At 63.7% G+C, this 15,925-nt stretch carries 14 protein-coding genes and 1 pseudogene; 2 read left to right on the forward strand and 13 right to left on the reverse strand.

Annotation, left to right across the window (positions count from 1 at the left end):
* Nucleotides 1–43: 43 nt before the first annotated feature.
* The 9 genes from RFN30_RS04590 to eglC all read right to left on the reverse strand — a co-directional run bounded on the left by RFN30_RS04590 (nucleotide 44) and on the right by eglC (nucleotide 10,833).
* A complete protein-coding gene (locus RFN30_RS04590; protein ID WP_320260921.1) occupies nucleotides 44–1,030 on the reverse strand; it encodes an ABC transporter substrate-binding protein in 987 nt (328 codons plus the stop codon).
* A 344-nt stretch (nucleotides 1,031–1,374) separates the two neighbouring features.
* Nucleotides 1,375–2,463 (reverse strand): ABC transporter ATP-binding protein, encoded by a 1,089-nt coding sequence (locus tag RFN30_RS04595; protein WP_320260922.1) that lies wholly within the window; start codon nucleotides 2,461–2,463, stop codon nucleotides 1,375–1,377.
* Nucleotides 2,464–2,533: 70 nt separating this feature from the next.
* The gene (locus RFN30_RS04600; RefSeq protein WP_320260923.1) at nucleotides 2,534–3,676 is read right to left on the reverse strand and encodes an extracellular solute-binding protein; all 1,143 of its coding nucleotides are present in this window, start codon (nucleotides 3,674–3,676) and stop codon (nucleotides 2,534–2,536) included.
* Complete coding sequence (locus RFN30_RS04605) at nucleotides 3,673–4,515, reverse strand: ABC transporter permease (RefSeq protein WP_320260924.1); 843 nt, start codon at nucleotides 4,513–4,515, stop codon at nucleotides 3,673–3,675. Before RFN30_RS04605 ends, RFN30_RS04600 begins: the two co-directional genes overlap by 4 nt.
* Before the next feature lie 13 nt (nucleotides 4,516–4,528).
* The gene (locus RFN30_RS04610) at nucleotides 4,529–5,407 is read right to left on the reverse strand and encodes an ABC transporter permease (RefSeq protein WP_320260925.1); all 879 of its coding nucleotides are present in this window, start codon (nucleotides 5,405–5,407) and stop codon (nucleotides 4,529–4,531) included.
* Nucleotides 5,408–5,628: 221 nt separating this feature from the next.
* Nucleotides 5,629–6,060 (reverse strand): lipid-binding SYLF domain-containing protein, encoded by a 432-nt coding sequence (locus RFN30_RS04615; RefSeq protein WP_320260926.1) that lies wholly within the window; start codon nucleotides 6,058–6,060, stop codon nucleotides 5,629–5,631.
* 127 nt (nucleotides 6,061–6,187) lie between these two features.
* Complete coding sequence (locus RFN30_RS04620) at nucleotides 6,188–7,507, reverse strand: HlyD family type I secretion periplasmic adaptor subunit (protein WP_320260927.1); 1,320 nt, start codon at nucleotides 7,505–7,507, stop codon at nucleotides 6,188–6,190.
* A gap of 3 nt (nucleotides 7,508–7,510) precedes the next feature.
* Nucleotides 7,511–9,268 (reverse strand): type I secretion system permease/ATPase, encoded by a 1,758-nt coding sequence (locus tag RFN30_RS04625; protein WP_320260928.1) that lies wholly within the window; start codon nucleotides 9,266–9,268, stop codon nucleotides 7,511–7,513.
* A gap of 32 nt (nucleotides 9,269–9,300) precedes the next feature.
* The gene (gene eglC, locus RFN30_RS04630; protein ID WP_320260929.1) at nucleotides 9,301–10,833 is read right to left on the reverse strand and encodes an endo-1,3-1,4-beta-glycanase EglC; all 1,533 of its coding nucleotides are present in this window, start codon (nucleotides 10,831–10,833) and stop codon (nucleotides 9,301–9,303) included.
* A 503-nt stretch (nucleotides 10,834–11,336) separates the two neighbouring features.
* Here eglC and RFN30_RS04635 point away from each other — a divergent pair.
* Nucleotides 11,337–11,804, forward strand: a complete 468-nt coding sequence (locus tag RFN30_RS04635; protein WP_320260930.1) for a cupin domain-containing protein — start codon at nucleotides 11,337–11,339, stop codon at nucleotides 11,802–11,804.
* A gap of 72 nt (nucleotides 11,805–11,876) precedes the next feature.
* Here the strand turns inward: RFN30_RS04635 and RFN30_RS04640 are convergent, their stop codons facing one another.
* From RFN30_RS04640 to RFN30_RS04650, 3 genes are all read right to left on the reverse strand, one after another.
* Nucleotides 11,877–12,668, reverse strand: a complete 792-nt coding sequence (locus tag RFN30_RS04640) for a pyrroline-5-carboxylate reductase family protein (protein ID WP_320260931.1) — start codon at nucleotides 12,666–12,668, stop codon at nucleotides 11,877–11,879.
* 56 nt (nucleotides 12,669–12,724) lie between these two features.
* The gene (locus tag RFN30_RS04645; protein ID WP_320260932.1) at nucleotides 12,725–13,429 is read right to left on the reverse strand and encodes an SDR family oxidoreductase; all 705 of its coding nucleotides are present in this window, start codon (nucleotides 13,427–13,429) and stop codon (nucleotides 12,725–12,727) included.
* A gap of 320 nt (nucleotides 13,430–13,749) precedes the next feature.
* Nucleotides 13,750–14,193 carry an SRPBCC family protein gene (locus RFN30_RS04650; protein ID WP_320260933.1) on the reverse strand — a complete coding sequence of 148 codons (444 nt, stop codon included), beginning with the start codon at nucleotides 14,191–14,193 and terminating at the stop codon, nucleotides 13,750–13,752.
* Between the two features lie 163 nt (nucleotides 14,194–14,356).
* Here RFN30_RS04650 and RFN30_RS04655 point away from each other — a divergent pair, with 163 nt between their 5' ends.
* The gene (locus RFN30_RS04655; protein WP_320260934.1) at nucleotides 14,357–15,220 is read left to right on the forward strand and encodes an aldose 1-epimerase; all 864 of its coding nucleotides are present in this window, start codon (nucleotides 14,357–14,359) and stop codon (nucleotides 15,218–15,220) included.
* A 224-nt stretch (nucleotides 15,221–15,444) separates the two neighbouring features.
* On the opposite strand, the pseudogene RFN30_RS04660 reads toward RFN30_RS04655, so the two are convergent.
* Nucleotides 15,445–15,734 (reverse strand): annotated as a pseudogene (locus RFN30_RS04660) (GIY-YIG nuclease family protein).
* Nucleotides 15,735–15,925: the final 191 nt, after the last annotated feature.

Raw genomic sequence — 15,925 nt, forward strand, 5'->3', positions numbered from 1 at the left:
GCGTCGTGCAGGAGCACCCTCGACGCTTTTCACCCGGGCCAGATTATTTCCCGGGAACTTGATAGATGAAGCGAGAGATCGCCGAGTCCGTTACGTTCTCCTTGTCAATGATGGCAAAGCCTGTCTCGACGCGCCGCGGCAGGCTGGTCACCCCGGCCGCGTCGGCCACCGCAAATTGCACCGCCATGTAGCCCATATCGTAGGGCTTCTGCGCCAGCACCAGGGTAACCACGCCCTTGTTCAGCAACTCGATGGCCAGCTTTGTCGCGTCATAGGCGACGACCTGGACATGGCCGCCGAGTCCCGCATTGACGACCGCAGCGCCAGCCCCTTGCGCGCTGAAGACATTGGTGCCGAACACGCCGGCGAGTGCGGAATCGCGTTCGAGCACCGCTGCCGTCTGCTGCGTGGCCTTGTTGGGATCGTCGAGATTATAGTCTGGCCCGAGCACCTTGATATTCGGGTACTCCTTCTCCATCACCTCCTTGAAGCCCTTCTCGCGGCCTTCAACGGAGCTGACGTTGGGGTTCGTCGAATTGATGTAGACAGTGCCTTTTCCGCCGATCGCCTTGGCGAGCCCGCGCGCCGAGATACGGCCGCCCTCGGTATTGTCCGAACCAATGTAACTGATCGGGAACTTCACCGGGCCGTTGACGTAGTCTCCATCGCCGAGAAAAGTGTCAACGGTGATGACTTTGATGCCGGCGTCGACAGCGGCCTTCAGTGGGCCGACCATCTGATCCTTGTCTGTCGGCGCGGTAATGATGTAGTTCAGGTCGCCGCGGGCAACCATCGAATCGAGGATCGGCGTCTGAACATCGACACCCCAGGTCGGCGGGACCTGCGTGACGACATCAACGCCGAGATCTTTCGCGGCAGCCTCAACCCCGACCTGCATGACCTGATAGAATGGATCGACGACACCCGGCAGGAAGCCGATCTTGATCTTCGCGGCTGCGTGGGCGCCGTGTGACGCCATTGCCAGAGTCACCGCAGCGGCGATCGCAAACACCGCTTGTTTCCGTAGCATTTTCTCTCCTCCTCGACTGCCTCTGGCGGCGAAAAATCAGGCAGAGGAATCCGTTGCACCGCTGAATCGTTTCAAGCGCCTATCGCTGATCGCAGGAAGCCGAGCGTTTGATCGTGTCCACTCGATAAGTCTCTTCAATGATAGCGCCGCAACGTTCCGCCGCTGCCGCTCGGGGCCAATTAACCCGTAACGCATGCCATGATGCGCATGCACTATAGCATGGATCAGCAGGGCCTTGCATTTGGTCTTCGGTGCACGACCCCGGTCGAGTTATCCAAGGGTTCGCTAAATTCGGCCTGGAGTGGGGCAACCGGCGTGGCTGCACCGACGAGCGGCGCACTACCTTACGAAATCCGCCGCCCGCTCTCGTCGAGCAGGACGCAACCGCCAGGGTCGAACCCGACCTCGATGGCCTCGCCTTCACGAACGACGCGGCTGTTGATCGGCGTGTTGGCCCGCACGTTCGTCTTGCCGCCGATGTCGATCTCGTAGATGGCGCTGCCGCCGAGATAGGAGGTCGAGACGACGCGGCCGGACAGGCGGTTGGCGCCCGCTGCGGCACCGACCGACAGTTTTTGCGGCCGGACCACGACGGTGACCTTGCTGCCGGGCGCCAGCGGCCTGGGCGACGTCACGTCGACCGTCTGGCCCGAAGCAAGCGCGACAGCCGTCGCTGCGCCGGACTTGCTGATGGTGCCCGCAAGCATGTTGGCCTTGCCGAGGAAATCGGCGACGAAGGCGGTGGCGGGCGTCTCATAAACTTCCTCCGGCGTGCCGATCTGCTCAACCGAGCCGGCGTTCATCACCACGATGCGATCCGACATGGAGAGCGCTTCTTCCTGGTCGTGCGTGACGAAGATGGCTGTGATGCCGGTTGCCTTCTGGATCTTCTTGATCTCGACGCGCATCTCCTCGCGCATGTTGGCGTCGAGCGCCGACAGCGGCTCGTCGAGCAAAAGCACCTGCGGCTCGAACACGATGGCGCGGGCGAGGGCGATGCGCTGCTGCTGCCCGCCCGACAATTGCGAGGGCAGCTTCTTCTCGCTGCCCGGCAGCCGCACCATGTCGAGCGCCTGGCCGACCTTGCGCGCGATCTCGGGCTTCGGCACGTTGCGGTATTTCAGGCCGAAGGCGACGTTGTCGAACACGCTCTTGTGCGGGAACAGCGCGTAGCTCTGGAACACCAGCCCGATATTGCGCTTGTAGATCGGCACGTCGTCGACCCGTCGCCCGTCGATCATGATCTGGCCGCCCGAAATGTCGACCAGGCCGGCGATGGAGCGCAGGATCGTCGTCTTGCCGCAGCCCGACGGCCCGAGCAGCGTGACGAAGCTGCCCTTGCGGATCGAGAGCGAAAAATCGCGCACCGCGACGAACTTGCCATAGGCGATGTCAATGTCGCGGAACTCGACTGCAGGCTTGTCCGCGCCCATGCCGGAAGCTGCGCCGGGGGAGGGTGCCCCGGCCGAAACCGGCCGGGGGCTGAGTGAGGCTTCCTGGCTATCAGGCACCTTTCGCGATCCTGTCCCACTGCTTGGTCCAGGCGTCCTCGTTGGTCGCCCAGTAAACTGGATCGGCGAAGGTCAACGCCTTCATTGAGCCGGTCTTGTCGAAGGCCGGCAGCTTCTCGATCTTCTCGGTGAGCTTGACCTTGGTCGGGTCGAGCGACGGCGGATAGCTCTGGCCCTCGGCCACCGCGATCGAGGTCGCCGGATCGAGCATGAAGTTGATCAGCTCCTCGCACTCGGCCATCGGCGAGCCTTTCAGGATCAGCATGTCCTCCATCCAGGCATAGGAGCCTGCCGGATCGAGATAGCCGATCGGATGGCCCTGGTCCTGCAGGGCGGCGACGCGGCCCGACCATGCGTCGGTCACCACGATCTCGCCCTTGGAGAGCAGGTCCATCAGCTCCGCGCCGGAGCTCCAGAACTTCTTGGCGAGGTCGCGCGTCTCGCGCACCTTGGCCCAGATCGTGTCCATGTCCTTGATGTTGTTGGGGTCCTGCCCGGTGGCCAGGGCCGCGTACCAGACGCGCGTGGTCATATCGGCATAGCCGCCGACCTTGCCGGCATATTTCTTGTCGAGCAGCAGGCCGGCGCCTTTCTCCTTCGCCTCCTCTGGCGAGATCACCTTGGTGTTGTAGGCGATGCCCGTGGTGCCGTAGTCGTAAGGCACGGCCGAGAGTTTTGGCGTCAGCTTGCGGAACGGCTCGATCATCGGCTGCAGCACATTCGCCATGTTGGGAATGTTGGCCTCGTTGATCTCCGAGTTCATGCCGGCGTTGATATACTTGATGTAGTAGTTGACGCCCGATGAATGCACGATCTGGAAGTCGCCGGGCTTCGCCGTCTTGATCTTGGTGATGATCTCGTTCTCGTCGCCGAACGTGCCCTGGACCACCTTGATCTTGGTCTTGGCCGTGTAGGGCTGGAAGGCGTATTTGTCGATCGCGTCCTGCACCGTCCCGCCCCAACCGTCGAAGCGGACCTCTTCGACCGCGGCGAGCGCGCGGCTCATCCACGGCATGGAGAGGCCCGCCGAGGCCGCTGCGGCGGCGGTCAGGCTCAGGAACGTGCGGCGGCTGAGATCGCCATTAGCGTAGCGGTCGTGCAGCCGTTCCAGCCGCTTGGTGGTGGTCAGTTTCATCGTGCTTCCTCCTTTGGTTCGCCTCGTCTTTTCAATCTGGTCAGGCTCTGCATGAGCACGCCGCCGATCAGCGGGATGCCGACGGTCACCAGGATCATGACCGTGCCGAGCGCGTTGATCTCGGGACTGATCGAGATTTTCAGCATCGAAAGGATTTGCGTCGGCATGGTCTCGACACCGGCCGGCCGCCAGAACAGGCTGGCCGAGGTGTTGTCGAACGAGATGGTGAAGGCGAGCAGCGCCCCTGCTACGACTGCCGGGATAAGCAGCGGCAGCGTGATCTCGCGGAAGGACGAGAAGCGCGAGGCGCCGAGCGAAAGCGCCGCCTCCTCATAGACGCGCCGGATGCCGACCATGCGCGCCTGGGTGATCAGCACCACATAGGGTACGGCAAGCAGGATATGGCCGAGCACCAGGAGAAGCAGCGTCCGCGGCTGGTCGACCGCCTTGATCAGCACCAGGAGGCCGACGCCCAGAATGGTTTCCGGCACCAGCGCCGGCAGGATCACCAGCGTGCTCAGCGTCTGCTTGCCGGGGAAGTCGAAGCGCACCAGCGCGAACGACGTGACGACGCCGATCGCCGTGGTGGCGATCGCGGTGACGAGGGCAATCCACAGCGAGGTTCGGAAGGCGGCCAGCACCGCCTCATTGGCCATCAGCTTGCCGTACCATTGCAGGGAAAAGCCGGTCATCGGGAAGCCGCCGAACATCGAGGCGTTGAACGACAAAATCACGGTCGCCACGATCGGCGCGAACATGAAGATGTAGACGCAGAGCGTGACGAAGCCGGTGAGCCGCCGGGCCCATTTGCCTTCCTTGCTCGGCCGCGCAGCTTTCATCCCCCGAACCTCCTCATCCACCCAGTCCTTTGACGATCTGCGACATGCCCATGTAGCGGGTGTAGATGGCGGCGAAGAAGCCGAGCACGACGAACAGCACGATCGAAAGCGTGGCGCCCATCGGCCAGTTCAGCTCGCCCATGATGGTGTCGTAGATCAGATTGCCGAACAGCGCGTCGCGCCCGGAGCCCAGAAGCTGCGGCGTCACATAGCTGCCGGCGGCCAGCACGAAGCAGAGCAGCAGGCCCGCGGCGAGGCCCGGCAGCGAAAGCGGCAGTGTGACCTCGCGGAACGCCTGCGCGCTGGTGCAGCCCATCGAACGCGCCGCCGAGATCAGTGTGCGGTCGATGCTTTCCAGGCTCACATAGACGTTGAGGATCATGTAGGGCAGCAGGAAATGCAGCAGCCCCATGATGACCGCGCCCTCGGTGTAGAGCATCGGCAGCGGCTCGCTGATGATGCCCATCTTCATGAGCGCGACGTTGATGACGCCCTGTTCGCCGAGGATGTTGATCCAGGAAAAGGTGCGGATGGTGAAGCTGATCCAGAACGGCACGATGAGCAGAAGCAGGAGCAGCCACTTGTGTTTGAAGGTCGTGCCCCAGATGAAATAGGCCGGGAAATACCCGAGCACGCCGCAGAGCAGGGCGGTGATGGCGCCGACCCTCAGCGTCTTCAACAGGAACCCGTGATAGTAGCTGTCGGTGAGGAATTCGTGCCAGTTGGCGGCGGTCAGCGCGCTGGTCTCCACGCCGGCGGTGACGAAGGTGAAGAAGGTGTAGACCGCCATCACGGCGATCGGCAGCACCAGGAAGAAGATCAAGAGCAACAGCACCGGCGCGATCAGCATCCAGGCCAGCCGTGGATCGTACAAGGTCCAGCGATTTTTCATGCACACCCGAAGGTCCGCGCTTTCTTCGAAGCGCTTCTTGTTCCCGCAGTGAAGATTGTTTCATTGCCGCCGCGATGTCCACAGGCGGCGGCCCAAATTCCATTCTGCCAGACGGGTGCTCGCGATTGCGCCAAAGACAGTGCAGGGAGCCGGGGGCGGTCAGGCCGCCAGCGGCTCACCTTGGCAATTCGGGCCCCTCCAGGCGAACCGAGCGGCGGTCCTTACCTCAGGCCGATGCTCATGCCGCTGAGATCGGCGTTGACCTGCAGGCCTACCTGCCTGCCCGTCAGTTGGAGCTCGGCGCCCTTGTCATTGGTCATGACGATCACCTGCGCTCCTCTGCCGAGCGCGCCGCCGCCGCCCGCCGCGCCATACACACCCGTCACGTCCCGGGCGCGGCGTATGTGGCGCACGGTACCCTGGAAATAGGTCTTGGAGGCACCGAAGGCGAGACCGCCCGAGATGCCGCCGATCGAGATGGGATAGCGGCGACCGTGGAAGGTCAGCGTGCCCTCGCCACCGGATCCACCGATGAAGAAGGCCGCCTTGTAGACGGAGAAGCGGATCGTGCCGCTGTCGGCGTTTGCGGCGCTGGCGAAGCTAACGCCCACGGCCGCGATGACGGCAACCGCGACTGAACGAAATCTGGACATGATGAAGACTCCTCAAGAGCGCCGCTGCCCGACCGGCCCGGGCAGGTCAGCATCGTATCAAGCTATAGCTGAACAGTCTCGCACGCCTTTGGTTCCAAGGCTCGCGAGCCATGGGTGCTACTGCCGTTCACCGCTCCGCAAACGCCCGCGCGAACGAATCCACCATCGGCCGCACCAGATATTCGAAGAAGGTCCGGTCGCCCGTGTTGATGAACGCCTCGACCGGTGTTCCGGGATAAAGCTGCTCGGGCCTGACGCCGGGCGGCAGGGCATCGGCGATCTTCAGCTTGGCGCGGAAATAGGGTTCGTGCGTCGCCTGGTCGATCAGTCGGTCGGCTGAGATCTGCGTCACGGTCGCCGAGACTTCGGGCGTCAGGCGCGTATTCAGCGCGGACAGCCTGAGCTTCGCCGGCTGGCCGACGCGGACCTGGTCGACGTCTTTCGGCCGCAGCTTGGCATCGACGTTGAGGCCCGATGCCGTGGGCAGGATTTCCATGATCTTCTCGCCGGGGGCGATCACGCTGCCTTTCGAATTATAGGTGGACGACACGACGATGCCCTCAGCCGGCGCCTTGATCGTCGTGCGCTGAAGCACTGCCTTGGCTGCCCCGATCTGCTCCTCGATGTCGGCGAGGTTGGTGCGGACCTCGTCGAGTTTGCCCAGCGCTTCCTCCACGCGCTGCGTGGTCAGCCGCTCGACTTGCACCTGGGCTTCGACGATCTGCGAGTTGGCCGCGGCCAGGTTTGCCTCCAGCGCGCCGGCCTGGCCGACGAGGTCGGCCTCTGAGCGCAGCAGCTGCGAATATTCGGTGCGGTTGGTGAGGCCCTTGTCCAGGAGGCCGGTCTTGATGCCGAGCTCCTTCTTCACCACTTCCGACTGCTGCTCGATGGCAAGCTTCTGGGCGTTCAAGCCCACGACCGACTCCCGATGCATGGCGACCCTCTGGGCCATGATCGACTGTTCGGAGCGGAAGCGGGCGAGCCTGGCGTCGAATTCCTTCTGCTGCTCGCGGATGAGGTTCTGGAAATCCTGCTGGAACGGCGCCGGCGCCGCCTCGGTGATCGGCGCCAGCCTGTCCAGCCCGTCGCGCTCGGCCTCCAGCCGCGCCGCGGTTGCCTTGAGCGCGATAGACTGTCTGGTCAGCCGGTTGAGGTCTGCCTGCGCCGCCGTCCGGTCGAGCAGGATGAGGTCCTGGCCCTGCGCTACGCGGTCGCCTTCATGGACCAGCAATTGCCGGATGATGCCGCCCTCGGGCTGCTGGATCAGGATGTTGCCGCCGGTCGCGGAGATCGTGCCTTGCGTGATCACCGCGCCGGAGAGCGGCGCGCTCACCGTCCAATAGCCAAAGCAACCGACGAAGAGTGCGATTGCCGCATATCCGGCCAGCGCCATGCGCCGGAAATCGGTGCGTGGCTGGCCGTTCCAGGCGAGGCTCTCGACGGTCATCGTCTACGATCCCAGGCGCACGCCGTGCGTGCGGATCGTCGGGATGAACGAGCCCGTCACCACCGTGCCCGGCCGCGCGGCAGGGCTCTTATCGGCGCCGCTATCGACGCTTGGCCGCCGCAGCACCTCGCCGCTCGGGCCGAAGGCTTCGACCACGCCGCCGCGCAAAAGCATCACGCGGTCGCAGGCGGCGGCGATCGAAGGGCGATGCGTGATCACGATCACCGTGACGCCCGCCGCTTTCGCGGCGGCGAGCACCGCTTCGAGCGCCGCTTCGCCGCTGCCGTCGAGATGGGAGCTGGGCTCGTCGAGGACCATCATGCGCGGATTGCCGTAGAACGCGCGCGCCAGCCCGATCCGCTGCCGCTCGCCGCCCGACAGCGTCCTGTTCGAGGGGCCGATCATGGTCTGGTAGCCGTCGCGCTGCGCCAGGATCAGCTCATGCGCCTCGGCGCGCCTGGCCGCCTCGACGATCGCGGCGTCTTCCGCCTGTGCGTCGAAGCGGGCGACATTCTGCGCAATCGATCCGGGGAAGAGCTCCACCTCCTGCGCGAGATAGCCGATATATTTTCCGAGCTGGTTCTCGTCCCAGGTCCGGAGGTCGGCGCCGTCGATCCTAACGGCCCCCCCGGTCGGCTGGGCGGCGCCGACGAGCAGCCGTGCCAGTGTCGATTTGCCGGCGCCGCTCGGGCCGATGATCGCCACCGCTTCGCCGGCGCCGATCTGGAAACTCAGCCGCTTGAGGATGGGTTCGGTGCCGGGCTGGGCATTCGGCGCCATGAAGAAAACGTCCTGCACGGCAATCGCGCCTGACGGGTCGGGCAGGGCGAGCTTGCGCGCTTCCGCCGGCTGCGCCGCAAGCGCCTTTTCCAGCCGCTTCCATGCTCGTTTGGCCTCGAGGATCTGCCGCCAGGCGCCGATCAGCTGATCGAGCGGTTGCAGCGCGCGCGACGACACCAGCGACGAGGCGAAGATCATGCCGGCCGTCATCTGCCCCTCGACCACCAGCCATGCGCCAGCGCCGAGGATCGCGAGCTGCAGCATCATGCGGAAGGCCCGCGAGGCGCCGCTGAAGATCGCGTTGGCGCCGGCAGAGCGGTCGTGCAGGATGAGCGCTTCGCCGACGTGCCGTCCCCAGACCCGTGCGGCGTTCTCGACCATGCCCATGGCGCGCAACGTTTCGGCATTGCGGGCAAAGACCTGCTCGGCCTGGCTGGCCAAAGCGGAACGTTCCGCGGACAGGGCATCGTTCCTGCCGATGGCAAGCTGGTTCGCGATGACCAGCAGAACGAGAAGCACCGTGCCGGCGAGCGTCACCCAGAACAGGATCGGATGGATGAGATAGAGCAAAGCGAGGAAAACCGGAGCGAAGGGCAGGTCGAACAGCACCGCGACGCCGCGCGACCGGATGAAGGCGCAGACCGAGGCGAGGTCGCTGAGAGGCGACAGGCCGCCGGCATATTTGGGCGCCAGCGAAAGCGCGAACGTTCCGGCACCCAGCTTCCGGTCGACGGTCGCGGCGACTCGTTGCGTGTAGATGGCGCGCACCGCGTCGAGGAAGCCGAGGAAGGCGAGAGCCAGCACCGCGATGAGCGAGAGGTAAAATAGCGTCTCGACGCTGGAGGACGGCAGCACCCGATCATAGACCTGCAGAAGGTAGAGCGGGATCACCAAGAGCAGGATGTTGATCAGCACAGAGAAGACGCCAACATCGGCGATGGCGCGCAGGAAGACCGGCCGCAGGCCGGACGGTCCAGTCATTTACGCGTTCCCCGTTGCATGATTCCGAGCCCTTACGCGTGGCCGCCAAACTCGGAACCGTGGTGCAGCGTGCTGTCGGCGAAGCTGTGCGCGGCGAAGCTGTGCGTGGCGGTGCTTTGCGTGGCGGTGCTTTGCGTTGGGGTGGTGGTGCTGCTCGTCATAATCAGCGGGTTCGCCTGCACAGCGCCCAGCGTGTAGGCGTGGATGTAGTCGATCTTCATCTGAGCCGGGGTCGCCAGATGATCCGGCGGCGCGCCGGCCTGACCGCCGATCGCAAGATCGACCAGCATATACATGGGCTTGTTCATGTCCGACGGTGTCGCCGCTTCCGCGACCTGCACGCCGTCATAGGTCCACACCAGCTTGTCCGGCGTCCACAGCACGCCGTAGGTGTGGAAGCCGGCGGTATCCACGACGTTCACCGTGGACGAGACCGTGGTGTGCGTTCCCGTTGCATTCGAGTGCGCGGTCATCAGAAGCGAGTTCGGGTTCTGGCCGTACATTTCCACGGCGTCCAACTCCGGCGGCCACGAGCCGTCCTGGGGCAGCAGCCAGAAGGCTGGCCAGGCGCCGGCGTTCTCCGGCAGGTCGGCCCGCATTTCGAAATAGCCATAGGTCTGCGAGAAGCTATCGTGCGTGGTCAGGATGCCAGAGGTGTATTCGTAGTTGTTGATCAGCGGCTTGATGTCCGCCGGCGCCTGCGCCGCGGTGATGGTGAGAACGCCGTTGTTCACGCTGAACGGGTGGACTGAGCTCGTCGGGGCGTAATTGGCGTCGATATACCACTGCAGCTCGTTGTTCTGGGTGAGCGTACTGCCATTCGGCGCGCCCCACCAGAAATTGGTGTCCCAGGTGCCGCCTTGGCTGTTGTGGAGGTTCAGCGTGTTGAACTCGTCGCCGAAGGACAGCGTCATGCCGGACTTGTCGATCGGCAGCTCGAACTGGCTGGGCTGGATTTTGTCGATGGTCGTGTCCTTGAACTCGAGGATCTCGCCGGATCCGAGGTTCAAGATGACGTTCGATCCCGCCTGGATCATGTTTGAGTGAATGGCGTCGAAGGAAGTGAATCCATAGCCGTCAAGGCGGACATTGTCGGTCGCGGCAAAATTGGCGATCAGATCGCTTCCGTTGCCTTTTGCGATGATGAACGTGTCGTAACCGCCGCCACCGTCGATCAGCACATCATTGCCCTTGCCGCCGTCCAGCGTCTGGTGGCCGGCCTTGGCGGTGATGATGTTGTCCAGGTCGTTTCCGAAAGCGAAGTTCTTGGCGTTGGTGACGACGAGGTTCTCGACGTTGTCGGGGAGCTTGTAGCTCATCCATGTGCTGATGGTGTCGATGCCGGCCCCATAGCCCTCGGCCACTTTGTTGCCTGCGGCATAGAGGTAGTAGATGTCATCGCCGTAGCTACCGTGCATGGTGACATTGACACCGGAGGCCCCATAGAAGGTGTCGTTTCCGGAGGTGCCCCACAAATCCGGCCCAGACCCTGCCGCCGAGAACCAATGGGTGGACGTGCCGCTATAGGGAAGAGGAACGCCTACTGCGTTGACGATGGAGGTCATCGGACAGTTCTCCTCGTGATCCCGGCCTAGTTGAACCGGTCGATGCGCTTCAACCGATCGCCGTCGGATCAACCTGTAATTCAGGTTATCGTTCCAAGGAATTGCCATATAGTACAGAAAAAAATCATATTTCAGCGATCAATTCTTTAAGGCAGAGAGAGTAAGAGGGATCTAATACAATCTAAGCGCGAGACTCGGTAAATTTTACTCAATATTGTAAGAATTTCTGCCAAATGATTAGGCAGATCGTGGCGAATGAATGCATTTGTTTCAATGTAGCAGTTCGCCCGAGCGACGGTTCGGAATCGGCCGACAGACGGCCGCCGCCCGCTGACGCCAGTTCCCGGATCGTCACCGCCAGGCGGCCCGGATCCGATCTCAAAGGCTAGCGTCATTTCCACGAATGCACCCACGCCGGCTCCAATGGCAGGCTGCAGGTTTCGTGCTAATTTCAGCATTCCCTCACGCTTGCCGTGTCAGGGCACAACCAAGGGAGGACCACGATGTTGAAGTCCACTGCCGCAATGCTTCTCTTGCTGATCAGTTCGAGCCCGCTGCTGGCCGAAGACATGCCGGCGCCGGTGAATGCCGGCGCCATCAAATGGGGTCCGGCACCGTCCTTCCTTCCCACCGGCGCCAAAATCGCTGTCATCGCGGGAGACCCTTCGAAGCAGGGCATGTTTGTTCTCCGGTTGGACATGCCCAAGAACTACGCGATCGCGGCGCATAACCATCCTACGTCGGAATATGTGACGGTGATCTCCGGCGACTTTCACATCGGAATGGGCGACAAGCTCGACAAGGCCAAGGGCATCCACCTTACCAGGGGCGGATTTGGTGTCGCGCCGGCGCAGATGAACCATTACGCATGGACGACGAGCCGCACCATCGTCCAGGTCCACGGTGAAGGTCCCTTTGCAATCACCTACGTCAACAAGGCGGACGACCCCAGTAACAAGCCAAGTCAGTGACTTGGCGGCGCTGCGACTTTGCGGTTCAGTGACTCGGCAGCTCGGTGAGTGGCGGCGCTTCCACGCCACCACTCACGCCTTGCCCATCTCGATCGACTTCAGGAACGCCGCCGCCAACCCTTTCGCCACGGCCTCGTCGAAACCCGCTTCGCGCATCGTCTCGATGGCGGCCGCTGTCGTGCCGCGATAGTCGAGGAAGGCTTCCACGGTGTCGGCAGGCGAGGCGTCGTTGAGTTCGAGCAGCCGGCCGGTGCCGGTGAGCACGGTGTTGACGGCGCGGCGCGCGATGTCCGGCGCGAGGCCGAAGGCAACGGCGTCGCGCATCATCGCGTTCGCCAAGAGGGCAGGGAAGGCCGGGCCCGATCCCGTCAGGCCGGTGAGGTAGTCGATGTCGCGCTCGCTCGCCACTTCGTCCTGCACGCCGCAGGCCTCGAAGATCGCGCGCACGATGGCGCGATCATCTTCGGTCGCGTCGTCGCTCGCGATCCACGGCGTGTAGGATTTTGCGACCTCAGCCGCCGCGTTGGGCAGCGTGCGCACGATGCGGCGCGTGCCGTGCTTCTCGCCGATCTCGGCGAGCCTGATGCCGGCCATCACCGAAATCACCAGCTTGCCCTTTGCGTCCAGCTCGAGCGAGGGCCAATCCTGCGGCCGCACCGAAAGCGTGATGACGTCGGAGCGGTCGGCGAGCGCCAGGTTGTCGTTCGTCCAGAACGCGCCAGGAAAACGGTCCGGTTTGGCGCTCCGATAGGACAGCGCGAGGTCCTGCGCCCGCACCACGCCGGCCGCAAGCGCAGCGCCCGCGATGGCGCTGCCCAGCCAGCCCGCGCCGCCGACGATGCCGAGCCTGAATGAAGCGCTCATCCTTGCCTCCTCACCGAAAATCGCAGGGTAGCGGAGGCAGGTCGCCATTCAAGCGCTCAATACCCCCGCATCAGCCCGCCATCGACGCGGATGTTCTCGCCGGTGATGTAGGCCGCCCCGTCTGAGGCGAGGAAGGAAATCGTCGCCGCCACTTCCTCCGACGTGCCGTATCGCTTCATCGGCACGCCCTGGCGGCGCTCCTCCACCGCCGGCAGGCTGTCGATCCAGCCCGGCAGCACGTTGTTGATGCGGATGTTGTCGGCCGCATAGGTGTCGGCGAAGATCTTGGTGAAGGCGGCGAGCCCGGCGCGCGCCACCGCCGAGGTCGGGAAGGCGACGCTCGGCTCGAACGCCCACGCGGTCGAGATGTTGATGATGGCGCCGCCCTTCTGTTTTTGCATCACCGGCGTCACCAGCCGGGTCGGGCGCACCACGTTCAGGAAATAGGTATCGATACCCTTGTGCCAGTCCTCGTCGCTGATCTCGATGATCTGGGCGCGCGGCCCGTGGCCGGCGCTGTTGACCAGCACGTCGATGCGGCCCCAGCGTTCCAGCGCGCCGTCGGTGAAGCGCTTCAGATCCTCGTTCGACTGGTTCGAACCGGTCACGCCGAAGCCGCCGAGCTCTTTGCCCAGCGCCTCGCCCTTGCCGGAGGAGGAGAGCACGCCGACCTTGAAGCCGTCCGCCGCCAGCCGCTTTGCCGCCGCAGCGCCCATCCCGCTGCCGCCCGCCGTCACCAGAGCTACTTTTTCTATCGCCATGTCGTCCATCCTGGTTTGCTGGGTGTCGCCCATCTTTGAAGGCGCCTCTGTTAGCATGGACCGAGGCAGGGCACGAACCGGTTTGGATTGCGCCAACGAGAGCGGAGTGGCGATAGCGGACGCGACCAGGCTGAAAGCGCCGAACCCGGAAAAAGAAAGCCCGGTCGCAAGCCGGGCGAGGAGGTGTTTGGGTACACGAGCGAGGAGTATTTATTCGGCGACTAATAATTGCATCATATCATGACAGCTGGATGAAGCCCCGCCGGCCCATGCCTGCCTGTCGCCAGGCATGAACCGACGGGCCTCATCCGGGCCTGGCTCTACTGATTGATCTCCGGCTCGACGAGCCTTGCCAGGTTTTTGAGCGACTCCTGCCAGCCGAGATAGCAGGCCTCGGCCGGAATGGTGTCCGGAATGCCGGCCTGCGTGATGTCCATCTCCGTGCCGACTGAGACCTTCTTCAGGCTCACGGTCACCTGCATCTCGCCGGGCAGGTTGGGATCGTCGAACTTGTCCGTGTAGCGCACGAGCTCACCTGGGACGAGCTCGACATAGTCGCCGCCGAAGGCGTGGCTCTCGCCCGTGGTGAAGTTGCGGAAGGACATTTTGAAGTTGCCTCCGACCTTTGCGTCGAAGTGGTGGACCGTGCAGGTGAAGCCGTTCGGCGGCAGCCACTTCGCCAGCGCGTCCGCCTCGACGAAGGCGCGGTAGACTTTCTCGGGCTTGGTGGCGAGCACGCGGTGCAGGCGGACAGTGCTGGGCATATCGTTTCTCCTTGATTGCCGGTCTATGCTCCTATGACGAACGAGGTTTGGCCAGTCCGACATCGATGGAGAAGATTTTTGAACGCGACCGTGAACTTCGCATCTCTTCATCCGCCAATTCGCACAAAGAAGAGAAGCGACATCGCCATCGAGGAGGACCTGCATGGTGGAGCTTGATGACGGCCGCGCCCGGCTGGTCTTGGCGCCGGAAAACGGCGCCGCGATCGCCCGCTATGATGCGCTGGTCATCGGCAGCGCGCCGGTCGCGCTGCTCAAGCCGGGAGATGGCACCGGCGCGTCCGGCTGCCAGCTCCTGGTGCCGTGGTCGAACCGCATCTCCGGCGGCGGCTTCACCTTCGACGGCTCCTTCCATGCCGTCGAGCCGAACGTGCCCGGCGAAGCTTTCCCGATCCATGGCGACGGTTTCCAGAAACCGTGGCGGCTTGCCAGCCGCTCAGATACCGAGGCGGAGCTTGTGCTCGAAGATGGCGCGATCGGTCCCTACCGCTACAGCGCCTCCGTCACCTATGCGCTGCAAGACGGAGCGCTGGACGCATGCCTGACGGTGGAGAACCGCGCCGGCATGCGCCTGCCTTACGGCCTCGGCTTCCATCCGTGGTTTCCGCGCGGCGACACAACCACGCTGAAGGCGAAGGCCAAGCGTGTCTGGCTGGAGGACGAGCGCCATCTGCCTGTCGGCGTGGTGCCGGTAAGCGAGCATCCTGGTTGGGATTTCGAGCGCCACATCCCGCTGCCGCTGGACTGGGTGAACAACGCCTTCGACGGCTGGGACCGTCGCGCCTCGATCGCGCAGCTCGAGGACGGGATCAAGATCACGCTGAGCGCCTCGCCGGAGCTCGGTGTCTACATCCTCTATTCGCCGTCGCCCGACGCCGGCTTCTTCTGCCTGGAGCCGGTTTCGCATGTCGTCGACGCGCATCACGGCGAGGGGCTGACGGTGCTCGATGATGGGGAGACGATGAGTGCTGGCATGAGCCTGGATTGGGAGGTGATGGAGACGGATTGAGGACGCGCCACGGTGGCTTCGGCGAAGGCACCATTCTTGAACGTTGGAGATTGGCGAAAGCCGAGGCGACGTCCGATCTCCCCCCTCGTGGGGGAGATGTCCGGCAGGACAGAGGGGGCCGCCTATCGACTTCGTCATCCTAGGGCGGAGCAAGGAGCGAAGCGACGCGCGCAGACCCTAGGATCCATGCCGTGACCTGCGAGCGCCGCGACGGTACAGAACGCTCACCATCCGGTTCCGCGAAAGAGCTCGGACCAATTCGGGTTGGTCTTCTCGATCAAGTCGATCTTCCATTGGCGCGGCCAGCGCTTCAATGACTTCTCGCGCTGTATGGCGTCGGCGATGTCGAAGTACTCCTCGTACCAGAGACGAGACGTTGCACACCGTAGCGGCTGGTGAAGCGCGAGCCTTGACCGGACTTGTACTCAGGCATGCGACGGCCAAGCTCGTTGGTGACGCCGATGTAGATCGTGCCGCCTTTCTGGCTTGCGGTCATGTAGACATAGCCGGTCATGGATCGATGTTAGCTGGCACTGCTGCAAGCGACCATTCTGCACAGTTGCATTTCTATCGCCACGTCACGGCATGGATCCTAGGGTCTGCGCGCGTCGCTTCGCTCCTTGCTCCGCCCTAGGATTGTTTGAGAAGGATCGGGTAGTTTGGCGGCCGGGACTGCAGGCCCATCACAGCCAGCAGTCCCGGCGG

This window comes from Mesorhizobium dulcispinae, from assembly GCF_033977345.1.
GTDB lineage: Bacteria > Pseudomonadota > Alphaproteobacteria > Rhizobiales > Rhizobiaceae > Mesorhizobium > Mesorhizobium dulcispinae.